13 protein-coding genes are annotated in these 19,375 nt (G+C 64.8%); 2 read left to right on the forward strand and 11 right to left on the reverse strand.

Annotated elements, in window-relative coordinates:
- The 11 genes from JWP90_RS12845 to JWP90_RS12895 all read right to left on the reverse strand — a co-directional run.
- Positions 1–152 (reverse strand): type IV pilin protein (locus tag JWP90_RS12845; protein ID WP_297365021.1); only part of this gene is annotated, 152 nt, incomplete at its 3' end.
- Positions 153–332: 180 nt separating this feature from the next.
- Positions 333–1,562 carry a type II secretion system F family protein gene (locus tag JWP90_RS12850; protein WP_297364932.1) on the reverse strand — a complete coding sequence of 410 codons (1,230 nt, stop codon included), beginning with the start codon at positions 1,560–1,562 and terminating at the stop codon, positions 333–335.
- Positions 1,563–3,032 carry a type IV pilus twitching motility protein PilT gene (locus JWP90_RS12855; protein ID WP_297364935.1) on the reverse strand — a complete coding sequence of 490 codons (1,470 nt, stop codon included), beginning with the start codon at positions 3,030–3,032 and terminating at the stop codon, positions 1,563–1,565.
- A gap of 70 nt (positions 3,033–3,102) precedes the next feature.
- Positions 3,103–4,773 carry an ATPase, T2SS/T4P/T4SS family gene (locus tag JWP90_RS12860; RefSeq protein ID WP_297364938.1) on the reverse strand — a complete coding sequence of 557 codons (1,671 nt, stop codon included), beginning with the start codon at positions 4,771–4,773 and terminating at the stop codon, positions 3,103–3,105.
- 541 nt (positions 4,774–5,314) lie between these two features.
- Complete coding sequence (locus tag JWP90_RS12865) at positions 5,315–5,968, reverse strand: hypothetical protein (protein WP_297364941.1); 654 nt, start codon at positions 5,966–5,968, stop codon at positions 5,315–5,317.
- 176 nt (positions 5,969–6,144) lie between these two features.
- Positions 6,145–10,026, reverse strand: coding sequence for a DNA-directed RNA polymerase subunit beta' (locus JWP90_RS12870; protein WP_297364944.1), 3,882 nt, complete (start codon positions 10,024–10,026; stop codon positions 6,145–6,147).
- 45 nt (positions 10,027–10,071) lie between these two features.
- The gene (gene rpoB / locus JWP90_RS12875) at positions 10,072–13,563 is read right to left on the reverse strand and encodes a DNA-directed RNA polymerase subunit beta (RefSeq protein WP_297364947.1); all 3,492 of its coding nucleotides are present in this window, start codon (positions 13,561–13,563) and stop codon (positions 10,072–10,074) included.
- A gap of 698 nt (positions 13,564–14,261) precedes the next feature.
- The gene (locus tag JWP90_RS12880) at positions 14,262–14,738 is read right to left on the reverse strand and encodes a hypothetical protein (RefSeq protein WP_297364950.1); all 477 of its coding nucleotides are present in this window, start codon (positions 14,736–14,738) and stop codon (positions 14,262–14,264) included.
- Between the two features lie 212 nt (positions 14,739–14,950).
- Entirely contained in the window at positions 14,951–15,829 is an 879-nt protein-coding gene (locus tag JWP90_RS12885) for a biotin-dependent carboxyltransferase family protein (RefSeq protein ID WP_297364953.1), read from the reverse strand.
- Positions 15,826–16,443, reverse strand: coding sequence for an allophanate hydrolase subunit 1 (locus tag JWP90_RS12890; protein WP_297364956.1), 618 nt, complete (start codon positions 16,441–16,443; stop codon positions 15,826–15,828). Before JWP90_RS12890 ends, JWP90_RS12885 begins: the two co-directional genes overlap by 4 nt.
- Positions 16,440–17,195: a LamB/YcsF family protein gene (locus JWP90_RS12895; RefSeq protein WP_297364959.1), complete on the reverse strand. Its 756-nt coding sequence runs from the start codon at positions 17,193–17,195 to the stop codon at positions 16,440–16,442. The genes JWP90_RS12890 and JWP90_RS12895 overlap by 4 nt, the downstream gene beginning before the upstream one ends.
- A 139-nt stretch (positions 17,196–17,334) precedes the next feature.
- On the opposite strand from JWP90_RS12895, the gene JWP90_RS12900 reads away from it, so the two are divergent.
- Together JWP90_RS12900 and JWP90_RS12905 are read left to right on the forward strand one after the other, a co-directional pair.
- Positions 17,335–18,210: a spermidine synthase gene (locus JWP90_RS12900; protein WP_297364962.1), complete on the forward strand. Its 876-nt coding sequence runs from the start codon at positions 17,335–17,337 to the stop codon at positions 18,208–18,210.
- 1 nt (position 18,211) lies between these two features.
- On the forward strand, positions 18,212–19,369 hold the full coding sequence (locus tag JWP90_RS12905) for a PQQ-dependent sugar dehydrogenase (RefSeq protein ID WP_297364965.1): 1,158 nt from the start codon (positions 18,212–18,214) through the stop codon (positions 19,367–19,369).
- Positions 19,370–19,375 lie beyond the last annotated feature (6 nt).

Consider the following 19,375-nt stretch of genomic DNA (forward strand, 5'->3'; position numbering starts at 1 on the left):
TCCTGAACGCCGATGTAGATCGGGATGGCGATCGCGGCGAGAACGCCGATGATGATCACGACGACCAGGAGCTCGATCAGGGTGAAGCCCTTTTCTTTCTCCTGGATGACCTTGTAGCGTGCCGCGAGTGCGGCGGTGATGCGAGAAACCATGGGGCTTTCCTTCTGATCGAGGGGTACTGGCTCGGCGTGGTGCTCGGAGAGCCAGTCCGGCCCGCCGATCTCCGACTTTAGGCGAGCCGCCTCATTCGCGAAGACACGCCAACGGGGGTGAAATGAGCATTTCTTCCCCCCAGAGCGGGGCAAGTGAGCATTAAGGCGAGAAATCCTCAGTTACTTGACCACGGTGGCAATGCTGAAGATCGGAAGGTAGAGGGCGACGATCATGCCACCGACGACGACGCCGAGGAACGCGATGAGCAGCGGCTCGATCAGCGAGGTCAGTGAGTCAGTCATCGTCTTCACCTCCTGCTCGTAGAAGTCAGCGATCTTGTCGAGCATCTGCTGCAGCGCTCCGGAGTCCTCACCGACCGAGACCATCTGGATCACCATCGGAGGAAACACTGCTTCCTCGGCCAACGGCGCCGCAATCGACTTGCCCTGCCGCACCGAGTCCTGAACCTTCACGAGCGCCTTCTCGATGACATAGTTACCAGACGTCTCACCGACAATCTGCAGCGACTGCAGGATCGGCACCCCAGCACCGATCATGTCGGCGAAGTTGCGTGAAAAGCGTGCCACCGCGAGCTTCGTCATGAGCATGCCAAACACCGGGATCTTGAGTTTCAACGGGTCGAGCGTTCGTCGCACCGCTTCGGTGTGCTTGTTCTTTTTCCACCAGACGGATCCAACGATCGAGCCGATGAGGATCAGGGGCCCGAGCCAGATCATCTGTTCCGACAGTGTGACGAGGATTTGAGTCGGGATGGGCAGGCTTCCGCCAAGACCGTCGAACATCGTTTTGAACACCGGGACAATGAATATCAGCATGCCGGCGACGGCAATCAACACCATGAAGACGACAACGATCGGGTACGTCATCGCGCTCTTGATCGTGTTCTTAAGCTCCGATTCCTTCTCGAAGTTCTTGGCCACGGTGTCCAGCGCCTTGTCGAGGAACCCGCCGGTCTCCCCGGCCTTCACCATGTTGATCATGATCGGCGGGAAGTCCCGGTCGTGCTTGCGCATGGCATCCGACAGGGACACACCTGTCTCCACGTCGTCGCGCACGGTCACGAGAATCTTCGCCAGCGGCTTCGACTCCGTCTGCTCGGCCAGGATCGACAGCGTCCGCATGAGCGACAGCCCTGCGCTGGCCATGGTCGACATCTGCCGGCTCATGATCGCGAGGTCCTTGAGTGTCACACCCTTGGAGAACCCGGGGATCGTGATCTCCTTGCTCAGCCCGGTGCCATCCGGAGCGGCATCGATCGACACCGGGGACAGACCCATCGTGCGCAGGCGAGCCGCAACGGCAGCCTCGCTCGTGGCATCCACCTTGCCCTTGACGATCTTGCCCGCCGCGTCACGGCCCTTGTACGCGTAACCGACTGGTGAGACCATCTATCGCTCCAGTTTCGATGAGTACGAATCTCCGAAGTCGATCTCGGATGCCGCCATCGCGCGCGTTGCCTTCTCGGTTGGCGAGCGCACGCCCTGCAGCATGCGCGAGAATCCCTCAGGATCGTGCGCCTTCGCCTCGGCCGCCTCTCGCGTCACCCGGCCGCTGTTCACGAGTTCAGCGAGGTGCTGGTCCATGGTGTGCATGCCGAGATCGCGACCGGCCTGCATGGCGGAGAGGATCTGGTAGGTCTTGCCCTCACGAATGAGGTTCGACAGCGCCGGCGTGATCACCATGACCTCGGTCGCGACGACACGGCCTGAGCCGCTCGCCTTCGGCACCAGGGCCTGACTGACGACCCCCTGTAGCGTGCCTGCAAGCTGGGTGCGGACCTGGTCCTGCTGGTGCGACGGGAACACATCGATGACGCGGTCGATCGTCTGCGCGGCATCCTGTGTGTGCAAGGTCGCGAAGACGAGGTGTCCGGTCTCCGCGGCGGTCAGAGCGACAGAGATCGTCTCCAGATCGCGGAGCTCACCGATCAGGATCACATCGGGGTCCTGACGCAACACGTGCTTGAGCGCGCTCGCGAAGCTGTGCGTGTCGGCGCCGACCTCACGCTGATTGACGATCGACTTCTGGTTCCTGTGCATGAACTCGATCGGGTCCTCGACGGTCACGATGTGGTCCGCACGCGTGCGGTTCACGAGGTCGATCAGGCCGGCCAGCGTGGTCGACTTGCCGGAACCGGTGGGCCCGGTGACGAGCACAAGCCCACGCGGCAGCGCCGCGAACCGGCTGACCGAGTCTGGCACGCCCAACTCGCTCAACCTCTTGATCTCGGTTGGGATGAGACGGAACGCCGCCCCGATCGCCCCCCGCTGCATGTAGTAGTTCACACGGAAGCGGCTCTCTTCGGTCAGCGTGTACGCGAAGTCGAGTTCGAGGCGGTCATAGAACAACTCACGCTGCTGGTCATTGACGATCGCAGCCAGCTCAGCGGTGAGCTTCTCACGTGACCACGCAGCGGCGCCCTCGATCGCGATCAGCCCACCGTTCACGCGGATCATCGGTGGAGCATCCGCGGTCACGTGCAAGTCGGACGCCTTCAGCCGCACGACCGTGTGCAGCGCCTCCGCGAGGCTGAACTCCCGGAGGGCGACAGGCTCCGGCTCCGGCTGCCCGTATTGAGAACGACCAGCGGATGTCGCCGCCTCCTGCGCGAGCCGGTTCAGTTCGCTTCGGCTCGTCGGCGGTTCGCTCGGTGCGGGATATCCCAGAGGAGAGTAGGTGGGCGACGAGACGGAATATCCCGACGTGGAGGCATCCGCGGCGAAGGCCGCGGCATCGGCGTCGGGCAGCGCGGTGGATGCCTCGGCCTCCGCTCGGCTCCGACGACGGATCCCCGGTGTCCAGCCGCCGACGTTCGCGCCCGGTGCCAGGATCGGGATCTCATAGATTGGGTCGCTCAAGCGTCACTCCCTGTGTGTGCTTTGTGCTGCGTGCAGCCGTGCTGATGAAAACTGAAGAGCGTCTGTGGCGCTAAACGACGACCCGGAGAATCTCTTCCAGGGACGTGAGCCCCATGGTCGCCTTCGTGTATCCGTCTTGCCGGAGTGTGAGCATCCCCTGCTCGCGGGCGACCCGGCCGATCTCGGCGCTGGAGGCGCGGGCGACGGCGAGCCGCTCGATCTCTTCGGTCACGGTCATGACCTCGTGGAGCGCGAGCCGACCGCGGTAACCGGTCTGGGAGCACTGCTGGCAGCCGACAGGCTTGAAGATGCCGGGCATCCGCCGGCTCACCTCAACCTGCGGGAAGCGGAGCCGTGCCAGGTCCTCCGGCGAGTACTCGGCCGGCATCTTGCACCGGTCGCAGAGACGCCGAGCGAGCCGCTGGGCGACGACACAATCGAGGGCAGAGCCGACAAGGAACGGTTCGATGTCCATCTCGGTCAGACGCACGACTGCGCTCGGCGCGTCGTTGGTGTGCAGCGTCGAAAGCACGAGGTGGCCGGTGAGGGATGCTTCGATCGCGATCTGCGCGGTCTCGTGGTCCCGGATCTCACCCAGCAGGACGACATCCGGGTCCGACCGCAGGATCGACCGCAGCGCGCTCGCGAACGTCAGCCCTGCCTTGGGGTTCACCTGGACCTGGTTGATGCCCTTCATGCGGTACTCGACCGGGTCCTCGACGGTAATCACGTTGATCTCAGGCCGGGCGACCGAGTTCAGCGTCGTATACAGGGTGGTCGACTTACCGGAGCCGGTCGGTCCGGTGACGAGGATCATGCCGTACGGCTTGGTGTACGACTTCTGGTACGCCTCGAAGTTGCGCTCGAGCAATTGCAGGTCGTGCAGGTCGAGACTCGTGTTCGAGTTGTCGAGGATACGCATGACGATTTTCTCGCCCCACACCGTCGGCAGTGTCGCCACGCGCAAGTCGATCTTCCGCCCACCGTGCATGACAGACATCCGGCCGTCCTGCGGTTTGCGCCGCTCGGCGATGTCGATCTCGCTCATGATCTTGAGCCGCGAGATGACGCCGTTCTGGATGCTCTTCGGCGCGCTCTGCATTTCGTGCAGCACCCCGTCGATCCGGTATCGCACGCGGAGTTCGTACTCCCCCGGTTCGATGTGGATGTCGGACGCGTTGTCCTGGATGGCCTGAGCGACGAGAAGGTTCACGAAGCGGACGATGGGCGCCTCGTCATCATGGGTGTCGCCGATCGCGTGGTCGGCCTCCTGCGGGCCTGACTCCTCCTCGAGCGTGGTGGTGAGGTCGCTCAGTTCACCGTCTGCACGGAGGTAGCGGTCGATGGCGGCGAGCAGATCGGCCCGCTCAACGAGCACCGGCTCGACCTGCAGGTGCGTGACGGCACGCACGTCATCGATCGCGAAGACGTTGCCGGGGTCGACCATGGCGAGCTTGAGGACCTTGCCGACGAGTCCGATCGGCAAGACATTGTGCCGGCGGCAGAGCACAGACGACACGAGGCTGACCGCTGTGCGGTCGACGGGGTACTCAAGGAGCTCGACGAAGCCGATTCCGGCCTGTGTCGCACGCGCGCGAGCGAGCTGCACCGGGGTGATGACGCCCTGTGTGACGAGGCCGTTGAGCGCCGATTCGTCGTCGGTCTGCGTCCGCGACACCCGATCGAGCTGGTCGAAAGGCAGGATGCCCTGGAGAATCAGGGTCTCCATGATGGATGCCATCTCGATCACCTCCGAATATAGGCAGCCTCGTAAAGCTATCGGCCGGGCCGGTCAAACGGCACTCCCCAGTTGGGGAGACGACAGCCCCCGTTCGCGTGGCTGACCTCTAACCCCAGCGCGAGGCGACCATATCGTCGGTGCACTCCTTCACCGCGATGTTCGACCAGTAGGCGCACAGCCAGATGTCCCGCGGAGAAAGTGCGTCTCACCCCATTGCGCATCGCCGAACGTGTGCTAGACCCCGCAGCGGGTACCGTCCGACCGGTCGCTGCGCGAGAAACCCGCCGCCAGGGGAGCGGTGAGGCACAACAGAGTCACTGCTCCGGCTACGACCGCGCCCGTGAATCGCCGGGATGTGCTCTTTGTGCCGTTTCTCTGAAGGACCGCATACCCAGCCTTGTCCCGCTCACCCGACATAGCTCCCCGCCTCCGTGACCGTGGAGCTCACGATAGCGACCCCAAGAGCAGCGTCGCTGACGAAATATCACGATTGGTTGCGACCTGCCGGGCGGGCACTTCTGTCACGGAGTGGGACGTGCTGCTACTTCCAGATCGCTTCGACGATGTTCTCCGTGTAACCGCGGATCGGCGCGTTCAGCCAGAACGTTGACACCCAGACGCCCTCGCGAAAGAAATGCGACTCGCCGAGGACGCTTCCGTCAGCTTCCTCACGGATCACGCACCGGGTGCCGTCGAGCTGGTCATAGCAGTCGAAGCCGCCGGATCCCATGATCTCGAGAACCTCGTCTGACTGCTTCTCGGACACCCGCGCCACAGCGGTGACAATGCCGAGTTCACCGGCGCCTCCCCACGTGCACTGGAGGTATGTGAGGCTTCGCAGCGCCTCCTCGACTTTGGCGTTGTTCGAGAAGTTGGGGTCCGCCATCGTCTCGTCGTTGAGCGGGGGCAGGTCGGCCTGGAGGCTCTTGAACATGGCCGGCCCGTAAAGGTCCTCACACGAACCGGGGAGGACGACGCCGACCTCTTCTGGCGTTGCGACAGCCGATGACGTCGGGCGTGGCTTCTCGCTCGAGGCTGGGGCTGGGGCTGAAGATGCAGCCGTCGTGCCTTCCGGCGTTGGGGTGCTGGCGCATCCGGAGACGACTGCGGCCGTCAGTAGTGCTGCTGTTCCGACCGCGGCCAGCCGACGAATCGACGTCTTCCGTGTCGTTGCGTGTGACGCGGTTCCGCGCATTGCTTCCCTACTTTCAGTCCTGATACCCGCGAGTGAGCCTACCGTCGGCGTGGGCTCAGCAAAAACTGGGCCGGCACGCCATCGCGTGACGATCGAACGGATGCCACGCCGCCGGCGGCCTTAACGCCGAAGGGCCCCGGCGCAATGCCGGGGCCCTTCGGGTGTTCAGGTCAGTACTAGTTGTACGTCCCCGGGGTGAAATCGTCGTTCGAGAAGGTGTCGAAGTCGACGAAGCCGAGGTCGGACTCGTCGAACACACCGTCCGTTGCGAAGATGCGGTTCGGGTATCGCTCAGCCTTCGCCTCTTCCGTCGCCTCAACGGTGACGTTGCGGTACTTGGCGAGGCCGGTACCAGCGGGGATGAGCTTACCGATGATGACGTTCTCCTTGAGGCCGAGCAGAGGATCGCTCTTGCCTTCCATGGCGGCCTGCGTAAGAACGCGGGTCGTCTCCTGGAACGAGGCGGCGGAGAGCCACGACTCGGTCGCAAGAGAAGCCTTGGTGATACCCATGACTTCCTGGCGGGCGGATGCGGTCTTCTTGCCCTCGGTGAGAGCGGCGCGGTTCAGCTCGTTGTACTTCATCCGGTCGACAAGCTCACCCGGCAGGAGCCCGGTGTCACCGTGGTCAACCACGGTTACCTTGCGGAGCATCTGTCGGACGATGACCTCGATGTGCTTGTCGTGGATCGGCACACCCTGCGAACGGTAGACGCCCTGGACGCCACCGACGAGGTGCTTCTGCACTTCGCGGACACCGAGAACCCGGAGAACTTCCTTCGGGTCGACGGCACCGAGGTGCAGCGGCTGGCCGAGCTCGACGTGCTGCCCGTCCTCGATGAGGAGCACAGCACGCTTGAGAACCGGGTAGATCACTGGCTCGTCGCCGTTGTCCGGCGTGAGGATGATCTTGCGGCTGCGGTCGGTGTCTTCGATGTTGACACGGCCAGCGGCTTCGACGATCGGCGTCGCACCCTTGGGGGTACGAGCCTCGAAGAGCTCCTGCACGCGGGGAAGACCCTGCGTGATGTCATCAGCGGACGCGGAACCACCGGTGTGGAAGGTACGCATGGTGAGCTGCGTTCCCGGCTCACCGATCGACTGGGCCGCGATGATGCCGACGGCCTCTCCGATGTCGACGAGCTGTCCGGTAGCGAGTGAACGACCGTAGCAGGCAGCACACACACCGACGGCGGACTCACAGGTCAGGACCGAGCGCACCTTGATGCTCTCGACACCGGCCTCGACCAGCTGATCGATGAGAACGTCTCCGACGTCTGCACCGGCCTCGGCGACAACCGTGCCCTTCGGGTCGACTGCCTCTGCGGCGAGCGAACGAGCGAACACGGAGTTCTCCACGTTGGCGTCACGCACGAGCAATCCGGTCGAGTCCACAGCGGCGATCGCGAGCTCGAGGCCCTTGGTCGTTCCACAGTCGTCTTCGCGGATGATGACATCCTGCGAGACGTCGACGAGACGACGCGTGAGGTAACCCGAGTCTGCGGTACGCAGAGCCGTGTCAGCCAGTCCCTTACGAGCACCGTGGGTTGCGATGAAGTACTCAGCAACCGACAGGCCCTCGCGGTAGGACGAGATGATCGGGCGAGGGATGATCTCACCCTTCGGGTTGTTCACCAGGCCACGCATACCCGCGATGTTGCGGATCTGCAGCCAGTTACCACGAGCACCCGATGTCACCATGCGGTTGATCGTGTTGTCCTCGGGGAAGTTCGCCCGCATCGCCTCTGCGACCTTTTCGGTCGCTTCGGTCCAGATCTTGATGAGCTCCTGGCGACGCTCGGCGTCGGTCGTGAGTCCCTTCTCGAACTGGCCCTGAACCTTCGCAGCCAGCTTCTCGTAACCCATGACGATCTCGCGCTTGTTCGGCGGGGTGAGAACGTCGCTCAGTGCGACGGTGACGCCGGAGCGGGTCGCCCAGTGGAAACCGGCATCCTTGATGTTGTCCAGCGTTGCTGCGACGACGGTCTTCGGGTACCGCTCGGCGAGGTCGTTGACGATCGACGAGAGCTTGCCCTTGTCGGCGACATCTTCCACGTACGGGTAGTCGTCCGGCAGCGCCTCGTTGAAGAGGGCGCGACCGAGCGTCGTCGTGACGAGGGAGACTCCGCTGCCTTCATAACCTTCGGGGCTTTCGCCCTTTGCGAAGATGATGTCGGTCAGGCGGATTCGCACCTTGGCGTTGAGGTCGAGCGACTTCTGGTCGAACGCGAGAATTGCTTCCGCGATCGAGGAGAAGGCACGGCCTTCACCCACGACACCCTCCTTGAGGGTGGTGAGGTGGTGCAGGCCGATGATCATGTCCTGCGTGGGCAGGGTGACCGGGCGACCGTCGGACGGCTTGAGGATGTTGTTCGAGGCGAGCATCAGGATGCGCGCCTCGGCCTGGGCCTCGACCGACAGCGGCAGGTGGACAGCCATCTGGTCACCGTCGAAGTCTGCGTTGAACGCAGCACAGACGAGCGGGTGCAGCTGGATGGCCTTACCTTCGACGAGCTGAGGCTCGAAGGCCTGGATGCCCAGGCGGTGCAGCGTTGGTGCACGGTTCAGCATGACCGGACGCTCGCGGATGATCTCTTCGAGAACGTCCCAGACCTCTGGGCGGCTGCGCTCGACCATACGCTTCGCGGCCTTGATGTTCTGAGCGTGGCTCAGGTCGATCAGGCGCTTGATGACGAACGGCTTGAACAGCTCGAGAGCCATCTGCTTGGGCAGACCACACTGGTGCAGCTTCAGCTGAGGACCGACGATGATGACCGAACGACCGGAGTAGTCGACGCGCTTTCCGAGCAGGTTCTGACGGAAGCGACCCTGCTTGCCCTTGAGCATGTCGCTCAGGGACTTGAGGGCACGGTTACCCGTTCCGGTGACCGGACGACCACGGCGACCGTTGTCGAACAGTGCGTCGACGGCCTCCTGAAGCATGCGCTTCTCGTTGTTGACGATGATCTCGGGGGCACCGAGGTCAAGCAGTCGACGCAGACGGTTGTTGCGGTTGATCACACGACGGTAGAGGTCGTTGAGGTCGGAGGTCGCGAAGCGGCCACCGTCGAGCTGCACCATCGGGCGCAGTTCGGGCGGGATTACCGGGACGACATCCAGAACCATGGCGGCCGGCGAGTTGCCGGTCGACAGGAACGAGTTGACGACACGGAGCCGCTTGATGGCGCGGATCTTCTTCTGGCCCTTGCCCTCAGCGATCTGCGTGTGCAGCAGTTCGCTCTCGGCGGCCAGGTCGAAGCTCAGCAGACGCTTCTTGATCGCCTCTGCACCCATGAACGCTTCGAAGTACATGCCGAAACGGTCCTGCAGTTCGTGGAAGACAGCATCCTCAGGCTTGAGGTCGCCGACCTTCAGGCTGCGGAAGTCGTCCCAGACACGCTCGAGGTGAGCGATCTGCTCGTCGTACGATTTGCGGGACTGGCTCATCTCCTTCTCAGCGGCGTCCTTGGTGCGACGCTTCTGGTCGGCCTTGGCTCCTTCGGCTTCGAGGGCGACGAGGTCGTCTTCGAGCTTCTTCAGGCGGTCGGCGATGCGGGAGTCCCGCTGGTCGCCGAGCGTCTTGATCTCGAGGCGGATCTCGTTCTCGAGTCCTGGCATGTCCTGGTGACGAGCATCCTCATCGACCGAGATGACCATGTATGCGGCGAAGTAGATGACCTTTTCGAGGTCCTTCGGCGCCATGTCGAGCAGGTAACCCAAGCGCGATGGAACGCCCTTGAAGTACCAGATGTGGGTGACGGGAGCAGCCAGCTCAATGTGCCCCATGCGCTCACGGCGCACGGAGGACTTGGTGACCTCAACGCCACAGCGCTCGCACACGATCCCCTTGAAGCGGACACGCTTGTACTTGCCACAGGAGCATTCCCAGTCACGGCTCGGGCCGAAGATCTGTTCGCCGAACAGACCATCCTTCTCGGGCTTCAGGGTGCGGTAGTTGATGGTTTCAGGCTTCTTGACCTCACCGTACGACCAACGACGGATGTCGTCAGCTGTAGCCAGGCCAATGCGAAGCTCATCAAAAGTTGTTACGTCGAGCAATTTCTCTCCTAAAGAAAGGTCTCTGAATACTTCTCTTGGCCAGGCTTAGATCTCGTCGATGGACGAGGACTCGAACCTGGAGGAAATGTTGATGCCGAGTTCTTCCGCAGCGCGGAAGGCGTCGTCGTCGGTGTCCTTGAGGCTGACCGCGGTGCCGTCGGCAGACAGCACTTCCACGTTCAGGCAGAGGGACTGCATTTCCTTGATCAGAACCTTGAAGGACTCGGGGATACCGGGCTCCTGGATGTTCTCACCCTTGACGATGGCCTCGTACACCTTCACGCGGCCGAGGATGTCGTCGCTCTTGATGGTGAGGAGTTCCTGGAGCGCGTAAGCCGCGCCATAGGCCTCGAGGGCCCACACTTCCATCTCTCCGAACCGCTGGCCACCGAACTGCGCCTTACCACCCAGCGGCTGCTGGGTGATCATCGAGTACGGGCCCGTCGAACGAGCGTGGATCTTGTCGTCGACGAGGTGGTGCAGCTTGAGGATGTACATGTAACCGACCGAGATCGGCTCCGGGAACGGCTCGCCGGAACGGCCGTCGAACAGGTTGGCCTTTCCGCTTGAGCCGATGAGGCGGTCGCCGTCACGGGTGACGGTGGTGGACTCGAGGAGTCCGGCGATCTCTTCCTCGGACGCGCCGTCGAACACGGGCGTTGCAACCTTCGTTCCTGGAGCGGCTTCGTACGCCTCTGCCGGGAGGTTCCTCGCCCACGTCGGCTTGCCTTCGACCTTCCAACCCTGCTGGGCAATCCAGCCGAGGTGGAGTTCGAGGACCTGGCCGAAGTTCATTCGACCCGGGATACCGAGCGGGTTGAGGATGATGTCGACCGGAGTTCCGTCTTCGAGGAACGGCATGTCTTCGATCGGGAGGATCTTCGAGATGACGCCCTTGTTGCCGTGACGACCGGAGAGCTTGTCACCCTCGGTGATCTTGCGCTTCTGGGCGATGTAGACGACGACGCGGCGGTTGACGCCAGAGCCGAGCTCGTCGTCACCGTCTTCGGCGTTGAACTCCTTGACGGCGATGATCGTGCCGCGCTCACCGTGGGGAACCTTCAGTGACGTGTCGCGAACTTCGCGGCTCTTCTCGTTGAAGATCGCGCGGAGCAGACGCTCTTCGGCGGAGAGCTCGGTCTCGCCCTTCGGCGTGACCTTTCCGACGAGGATGTCACCGGGGCGGACTTCGGCGCCGATGCGGATGATTCCGCGCTCGTCGAGGTCCTTGAGGAGCTCAGGGCTGACGTTCGGAAGGTCACGTGTGATCTCTTCCTTGCCCAGCTTGGTGTCGCGCGAGTCGACCTCGTACTCCTCGATGTGAATCGAGGAGAGGGTGTCGTCCTTGACCAGGTTCTGGCTCAGGATGATCGCGTCCTCGAAGTTGTGGCCTTCCCATGACATGAATGCCACGAGGAGGTTCTTTCCGAGGGCGAGCTCGCCGTTCTCCGTTGCTGGACCGTCTGCGATGACCTCGCCGGCCTCGATGCGGTCACCCGCGGAGACGATGACGCGGTTGTTGAAGCTCGTGCCCTGGTTGGAGCGGTCGAACTTGCGCAGGTAGTAGTCCTGTGTTCCACCTTCGTCGAGCTGGATGGTGACGACCTCGGCCGAAACCTCCATCACAACACCCGGCTTGTCTGCGGTGATCACGTCGCCGGCGTCGACGGCTGCGTAGCCTTCCATACCGGTTCCGACGATCGGCGACTCCGAGCGGAGCAGCGGGACAGCCTGACGCTGCATGTTGGCGCCCATGAGTGCGCGGTTCGCGTCGTCGTGCTCGAGGAACGGGATGAGGCTCGTCGCGACGGACACCATCTGGCGAGGCGAGACATCCATGTAACCGATGTCTTCAGCGGCGAAGAGGTCGACCTCTCCACCCTTCCGGCGGGCGAGGACGCGGTCCTCGGTGAAGCGGCCGTCATCCTGCAGCGGAGCGTTGGCCTGGGCGACGATGTAGTCGTCCTCTTCCATCGCCGTGAGGTAGTCGATGTCCTTCGTGACCAGTCCGTCGACGACGCGACGGTACGGGGTCTCGATGAAACCGAACGCGTTGATGCGGGCGAACGACGCGAGCGAACCGATCAGGCCGATGTTCGGGCCTTCAGGAGTCTCGATCGGGCACATGCGGCCGTAGTGGGACGGGTGAACGTCTCGCACCTCGACGCCTGCACGCTCACGCGACAGACCACCGGGGCCAAGCGCAGACAGGCGGCGCTTGTGGGTGAGCCCGGCGAGCGGGTTGTTCTGGTCCATGAACTGCGACAGCTGCGAGGTACCGAAGAACTCCTTGATCGCGGCGACGACGGGGCGCACGTTGATCAGGGTCTGCGGGGTGATCGCTTCGATGTCCTGCGTGGTCATGCGCTCGCGGACGACACGCTCCATGCGGGACAGACCGGTGCGGACCTGGTTCTGGATGAGCTCGCCGACGGCGCGGATACGACGGTTACCGAAGTTGTCGATGTCGTCGATGTCGAGGCGGATCTCCGCCTTCTTGCCGTCACGCAGACCGGTGAAGGTGGTCTCACCCGAGTGCAGGCGCACGAGGTACTTGATCGTCTCGACGATGTCGTCGACGGTCAGGACCGAGTCGCTCAGCGGGGCGTCAAGGCCCAGCTTCTTGTTGATCTTGTACCGGCCTACCTTCGCGAGGTCGTAGCGCTTGCCGTTGAAGTAGAAGTTGTCGAGGAGGGCGCGGGCAGCCTCAGCGGCGACCTGCTCTCCCGGACGGAGCTTGCGGTAGATGTCGCGGAGCGCGTCTTCCTTGGTGAGGATCGAGTCCTTCTCCAGGGTCAGCTCGATCGACTCGAAGCCCTTGAACTTCTCCAGAATGTCTTCGCTGGTCAGGCCGAGGGCCTTGAGGAAGACGGTGACCGACTGCTTGCGCTTGCGGTCGATGCGAACGCCGACCTGGTCGCGCTTGTCGATCTCGAACTCGAGCCATGCGCCACGGCTCGGGATGATGCGAGCGGAGAAGATGTCCTTGTCGGACGTCTTCTCCTGGTTGCGGTCGAAGTAGACACCGGGGCTGCGGACGAGCTGGGACACGACGACACGCTCGGTGCCGTTGATGATGAACGTGCCCTTTTCGGTCATGAGCGGGAAGTCGCCCATGAACACGGTCTGAGTCTTGATCTCACCGGTGAGGTGGTTCATGAACTCGGCCTCGACGTAGAGAGGAGCGGCGTAGGTCTTGCCACGCTCCTTGCACTCGTCGATCGAATACTTCTCCGGCTCCAGGAAGGGGCTGGTGAAGCTCAGCTGCATCGTCTCGCCCAGGTCCTCGATGGGTGAGATCTCCTCGAAGATCTCATCGAGGCCGGAGTGAGTCGGCAGGTCCTGGCGGCCGGCCTTCGTGGCTTCTGCGACGCGTGATTTCCACACGTCGTTGCCCACGAGCCAGTCGAAGCTCTCGGTCTGCAAAGCAAGCAGATCCGGAACCGTCAGGGTGTCGGTGATCTTCGCGAACGACAGACGCGATGCGTCGCGGCCGTTCTTGGGTGAGTTGGTGGATGCGTTGCGCGCAGCAGCCAAGGAAATAACCTCCGTGGGCCCTCGTACAGGCTCTAGTTACTGGTAGTAATGGAGAACTCGTCAAACGCCATCAAAAAATGGTGCTATTTTCCGGGAAAAGAGCACTTGGGCCGACCGCAATATGAAGGCATGGGAAACGTCTGGGAGCGCAAGGATCTACTATATGCGCTCGAACGCGTCGTGTCCAGCGCATTTCTTGACGAGTCTCCCCTGCCTGCGGTATAAAGCCCCCTCGAGTTGCCCACTTTCGCGGGTCCTGATCGCCCGAAACCCGTGAATCCGGGCAACTCGCGGGTCCGGGGGCTCCCTCACACGGCACGGACAAAGCCATGAGAACTCACAGGATTGCGGACCGAGTGCCATCCGTTCTCGAGGCTCTGCACTGTTGCTGCATGACCAGACGCACTTCCCTCCCATCTGCCCTTCAGGGTCGGCCGTTCTCGACCGGCGAGGCTCGCGCACACGGAGTGCCTGCCGGGCGACTCCACGCCAGCGATCTCACGACCCCGTTTTCAGGCATCCGGATGCCGGCCCCAGCGGCAGACCAGTGGCATGACCCCTTCACCGCTCACCGGGATCTGACCCGTCAGCTCTGCCAGGCGTATGCATTACGGATGCCGCCGGAGGCGTTCTACTGCGGACCGACAGCGGCGCTCCTCCACGGCATCCCGATACCGATGTCGCCGTCCACCCTGCCCTCACTGCACGTCGGGATACCGAAGGACGTGCGTGCCGTGCACATCGTCGGTGTGTCCGGGCACAGTTACGACGTCCGGCCGGACGACATCGTCACAAGGGACGCCAGTCGGCTCACCTCGGTCGAACGCACCTGGTGCGACCTGGCCCGGCGGCTGCCCCTCGGAGACCTCGTTGCAGCGGGCGACTGGCTCATCTTCCGGCGATCGCCACGTACGAGTCAGGCACGGCTCGTTGAAGCCGTTGCCCGGCACTCCCGGCAGCGAGGCGTCAAGAAACTGCGGCTTGCTGCGACCCTGCTGAATGAGGGAGCCGAGTCTCCGCGGGAATCGCGGCTCCGTGTCGAGATCGTGCTCGCCGGGCTGCCGGTTCCCGAAGTGAATGTGGAACTCTTCGATGCGCGCGGGTTGTTCCTCGCCCGCGCCGATCTGCTCTTCCGCGAGTACAAGCTCATCCTCGAGTACGAGGGCCTCCAACATCTCACCGATCCAGGTCAGTGGCGGCGGGACATCGATCGCACGCACGCACGCCCTCGAGGACGAAGGGTGGCGCATCATCCGGGTGACCGCCGAGGACCTTCGCGACCCCCGGCGACTGCTGGAACGCATCCGCCGTCATATCTCGTCGCGAGTTGCCCACTCTCGTGGGTTCTGACGCACCGGCACCCGCGAATGTGGGCAACTCGCGGGTTTCAGAGGCGCGCGTGCCGGAACCGCAGGCTTTGGCCGGGGCGCAGCTGCGCGAACATGTCGAGCGCGCCGGATGCCATGACCGCGATCACCGGGTATCCGCCGGTCGTCGGGTGGTCGGCGAGCAACACCGTCGGCAGACCGGACGGCGGCACCTGCAGCGCCCCGGCGACCATTCCCTCGCTGGGGAGCTCGCCCCGGGCATGCGCCGCGGCGGACCGTTCCAGCGGCGTCCCCTCGAGCCGCGCGCCGACGCGGTTCGAGGCCGAACCGAGCGCCCAGGTGCCGGTGAACAGCCGTTCGAGCGACGACGCCGCGAACCAGTCCGCCCGGGGTCCAACGATCAGAGGCACCGTCACGGTTCCCGCCTCAGGCGGGCTCCACGGCGCGACATCGAGGGCGGGGATCGCGGCAGGATGCGACTCGCCGATCGGAATCTGATCGCCGTCGCGCACAGCGGCGGGGCCGATGCCGGACAGCAGATCCGTCGACCGGGAGCCGAGCACCGGGTCCACGTCCCATCCGCCGCTGACGGCGAGGTAGTAACGCAGCCCGTGCTCGGCCGGGCCGATCTCGAGCGCCGCCCCGGCTGGAACGAAGGCAGGATGGTTCGGGTCGATCGGGCGCCCGCCGACCGAGACCCGCCCCCAGGCACCTGTCACGGCGATCCAGACGTCCCGGTCGCCAACGCCGGCGAACGGGCCGACGGTGATCTCGAGTCCGGCCGTCTCCTCGGCATTGCCGACGAGACGGTTCGCGAGCCTCAGCGCTCCCCGGTCGAGCGCACCCGAGCCGCTCACGCCGAGCGCTGCGAACCCTGGACGACCCAGGTCCTGCACGGTGGTGAGCGGCCCTGCAACCTGCACGGTGAGGGCGCTCACGACACCTCCCGGAACCTGACCACACGTCCGGGGGTGAGCAGGGCCGGCGGCGTGGCATCCTGATCCCACAACCGGGCGTCGGTTCTCCCAAGAATCTGCCAGCCTCCAGGAGAAGCTCGCGGATAGACCCCGGTGTGCTCTCCGGCGAGCGCCACCGACCCAGCAGGCACGCTCGTGCGCGGGCTGGAACGCCTGGGCACCACGAGGCGGGGCGAATCGGTCACGAGGTATCCGAAACCGGGAGCGAATCCGACGAAGGCGACCCGCCAGACGGATGCGGTGTGCGCGTTCACCACCTCCCGTTCACTGAGCGAGAGGAGGGCGGCGACCTCGGCGAGGTCCTCCCCCGAGTACTGCACGTCGAGAGTGAGCTCATCGGCGTCGGCCCGGGCGCCGGGCGGGGTGGGCGGGGTGGACCGGATCCACCCGGCCACCCGGTCAGCGGGCAGGATGGCAGGGTCGAAACTGACGAGGACTGTGCGAGCTGCAGGCACGACGTCCACGATGCCGTCAGGCGGGGCGCCGCTGAGTGCCGCGTGCAGGGCAAGAACCGCGTCCAGGTCGTCGCAGTCGATGAGCACAGCGCTGTCCCCGACGGCGTGCAGCGCACTCATGTAGCCGCTCGCACCTCGACGCCGGCCGCGGCGAGCGCCTGCCGCACCGCGAGCGCCATGGCGACGGCATCCGGAGTGTCGCCGTGCACGCACAGCGAATCGGCCTCGAGCCTGAGCAGGGTGCCATCCAGCGCACGCACCGTCCCCTCGGTCACCATAGTGACGGCGCGAGCGGCGATCTCGTCCTCACCGTGCAGCACCGCGCCAGGCCACGTGCGCGGCGCGAGGGATCCGTTGCGCTGGTAGGCCCGGTCGACGAACGCCTCCCGCAGGAAAGGGAGTCCGTGCGCGGCGGCAGCGGCCTCGACCCGGGACCCGGACAGGCCCATCAGCGGGAGCCCCGGCGAGAACTGCGCGACCGCGCTCGCCACGGCATCCGCCTTTCGGTCGTCGTGGACGATGCGGTTGTAGAGCGCGCCATGCGGCTTCACGTAACGGATGCCGGTGCCCGCCTTCCCTGCGGCGTCGGCGAGCGCCGTGAGCTGTTCGAGGGTCTCGTCGACCAGCACAGCAGGAAGCACCTCCATGTCAGCCCGACCGAAGTGTGCCAGGTCCCGGTAGGAGATGTGCGCCCCGACCCGGACGTCGTGCTCAACGGCGAGCAGGCAGGAGGAGTACATCGACTCGGCGTCGCCGGCATGGAACCCGCAGGCGATGCTCGCGCTGGTGATGAGCGGGAACAGGGCGGCGTCGTCCGCGGTCGGACGGCCATCCACCGTCTCACCGAGGTCGCAGTTGAGGTCGACGCGCATGTTCTCAGGCTAGCCGCGCCGGATGCGAACCACAGAGGTGTTACGACGTTCTCACGATCCGCGCCGGATCGGCCTGGTAATCCCGTTTCCAGCCCGTTCCCCCGGCAATTCCCGAAGTTACGAAAGGTAGGCTCGACGCATGGCAGCGAGAGAGACCGACAACCCCCGAATCCGTCTCGCGTCGAGCGGCCAGGAGGCCGTCATCGAGGCGGACAAGTGGGTTCCGGGCAGCTACCAGCTCGTCGTGGACGGCACACCGCAGTCCCACGTGAATCTCGACGACCCGACGAACCTGTTCTTCGAGTACGTCCAGCGCATCGGACACGTCATCGACGAGGTTCGCACCCCCGGCCAGCCGATCACCGCCGTCCACCTGGGCGCCGGGGCCCTCACCCTCCCCCGCTACATCGAAGCCACCAGGCCGGGCAGCAGGCAGCAGGTCGTCGAGCTGGAACAGGACCTCGTCGACTTCGTCCGTGAGCACCTGCCCTGGTCGAAACGCGCGGCCATCCGGGTTCGCTACGGCGACGCCCGGGAAGTGCTCGGCCGGTTCCCCAAAGGTCTGGCCGGAAGCGTCGACCTCGTCATCGTCGACATCTTCTCCGGCGCCCGCACCCCCGCCCACGTGACCAGCATCGAGTTCTACCGCGAAGCGGCCGCCCTGCTGTCGCCGGACGGCATCCTCGTCATCAACATCGCGGACGGCCCGGGCCTTGCCTTCGCCCGCGGACAGGCCGCAACGGTTCAGGATGCCGTCGGCCACGTCGCCGTGCTGGCGGAGGCACAGATTCTCAAGGGCCGGCGTTTCGGCAACGTGGTGCTGATCGGGTCGAACGCCGAGTTGCCGATGCACTTCATTCCCCGGCTCCTCGCGGGCGGCCCGCACCCGGCGAAGGCCGTTGCCGGCGCTGAACTGCGCCAGTTCCTCGCTGGGGCCAGCGTGGTCACCGATGAGACAGCGGTGCCGTCGCCCACCCCGGCACAGACGATCTTCCAGGTCCGATCGGGCAACTGACATGCGTGGGAGAGGTGCGGCGAGCGCGGTCCTGGCCGCCGCCGTCCTGCTGACCGGCTGCACGACATCCGCCCCGCCGCCAAGCGAACGCCCCACCGGCCCGGACACGCCCGCCCCCGCGCCCACCGGAACCGGGCCGGTGTTCCCGACCGGCGCCTCGACAGTCCTCGCAACCGGGCTCGACGCTCCCTGGTCGATCCTCCGCCTGGGCGACAGCACTCTGCTCAGCTACCGAGACACCGGCCAGATCATGGAGCTCACCCCGAGCGGGGATCTGCGGGAAGCGGCGGTCGTCCCTGGTGTCGACCCCGGCGGTGAAGGCGGGCTCCTCGGCCTCGCTGCCCGCTCCCAGGACGAACAGCACTGGATCTACGCCTACCTCACCTCCGACGACGACAACCGGGTCGTGCGGATGCCGCTCGGCGGCTCCCCGGGAAACCTCACGCTCGGCAGCGCGGAGGTCGTGATCGAGGGATTCGCCAAGGCCGGCAATCACAACGGCGGCCGGATCGCGTTCGGCCCTGACGGGATGCTGTACATCACCGTCGGAGACGCCGGCAACGCCGGCTCCGCGCAGGACAAGGACGCGCTCAACGGCAAGATCCTGAGGGTCACACCGACGGGCGACGTGCCGCAGGACAACCCGGTCGACGGCTCGGCGGTCTGGTCACTCGGGCACCGCAACCCGCAAGGCATCACCTGGGACGCCGACGGCAGAATGTGGGCAAGCGAGTTCGGCCAGAACACCTGGGACGAACTCAACCTCATCGAACCAGGAAACAACTATGGCTGGCCGGTCGTCGAAGGGCAGGCCGGGAACCCGGACTTCGTCGACCCGGCCTACCAGTGGTCGACGGACGAGGCCAGCCCGAGCGGCCTCACCATCGTCGACAACACGCTGTTCATGGCGGCACTCCGCGGCCAGCGGTTGTGGGTGATCCTCGACGGGGTCCATGTGCCCGAGGGGAGTTCCGGCCTCGAGGGTGTCGTGACGGCATCCGCGTATTTCGAGGGTGAAGTCGGGCGGATCCGGGATGTCGCGCCCGGCCCGGACGGCACTCTGTGGCTGATCACGAACAACACGGATGGGCGCGGCAGCCCTGGGGCGGACGACGACCGCCTGATCGAGATCACGCTTGCGCCGCTCGTCGAGGGGTAGCCGGAT

It is taken from the genome of Mycetocola sp., assembly GCF_025464835.1.
GTDB lineage: Bacteria > Actinomycetota > Actinomycetes > Actinomycetales > Microbacteriaceae > Mycetocola_A.

Excerpts from the sequence above, each read along its gene's own strand:
- JWP90_RS12850 (WP_297364932.1), bottom strand. The coding sequence starts at position 1,562 with ATGGTCTCACCAGTCGGTTACGCGTACAAGGGCCGTGACGCGGCGGGC.
- JWP90_RS12860 (WP_297364938.1), bottom strand. The coding sequence starts at position 4,773 with ATGGCATCCATCATGGAGACCCTGATTCTCCAGGGCATCCTGCCTTTC.
- JWP90_RS12865 (WP_297364941.1), bottom strand. The coding sequence starts at position 5,968 with ATGCGCGGAACCGCGTCACACGCAACGACACGGAAGACGTCGATTCGT.
- JWP90_RS12880 (WP_297364950.1), bottom strand. The coding sequence starts at position 14,738 with ATGTTGGAGGCCCTCGTACTCGAGGATGAGCTTGTACTCGCGGAAGAG.
- JWP90_RS12890 (WP_297364956.1), bottom strand. The coding sequence starts at position 16,443 with ATGAGTGCGCTGCACGCCGTCGGGGACAGCGCTGTGCTCATCGACTGC.
- JWP90_RS12895 (WP_297364959.1), bottom strand. The coding sequence starts at position 17,195 with ATGCGCGTCGACCTCAACTGCGACCTCGGTGAGACGGTGGATGGCCGT.
- JWP90_RS12900 (WP_297364962.1), top strand. The coding sequence starts at position 17,335 with ATGGCAGCGAGAGAGACCGACAACCCCCGAATCCGTCTCGCGTCGAGC.
- JWP90_RS12905 (WP_297364965.1), top strand. The coding sequence starts at position 18,212 with ATGCGTGGGAGAGGTGCGGCGAGCGCGGTCCTGGCCGCCGCCGTCCTG.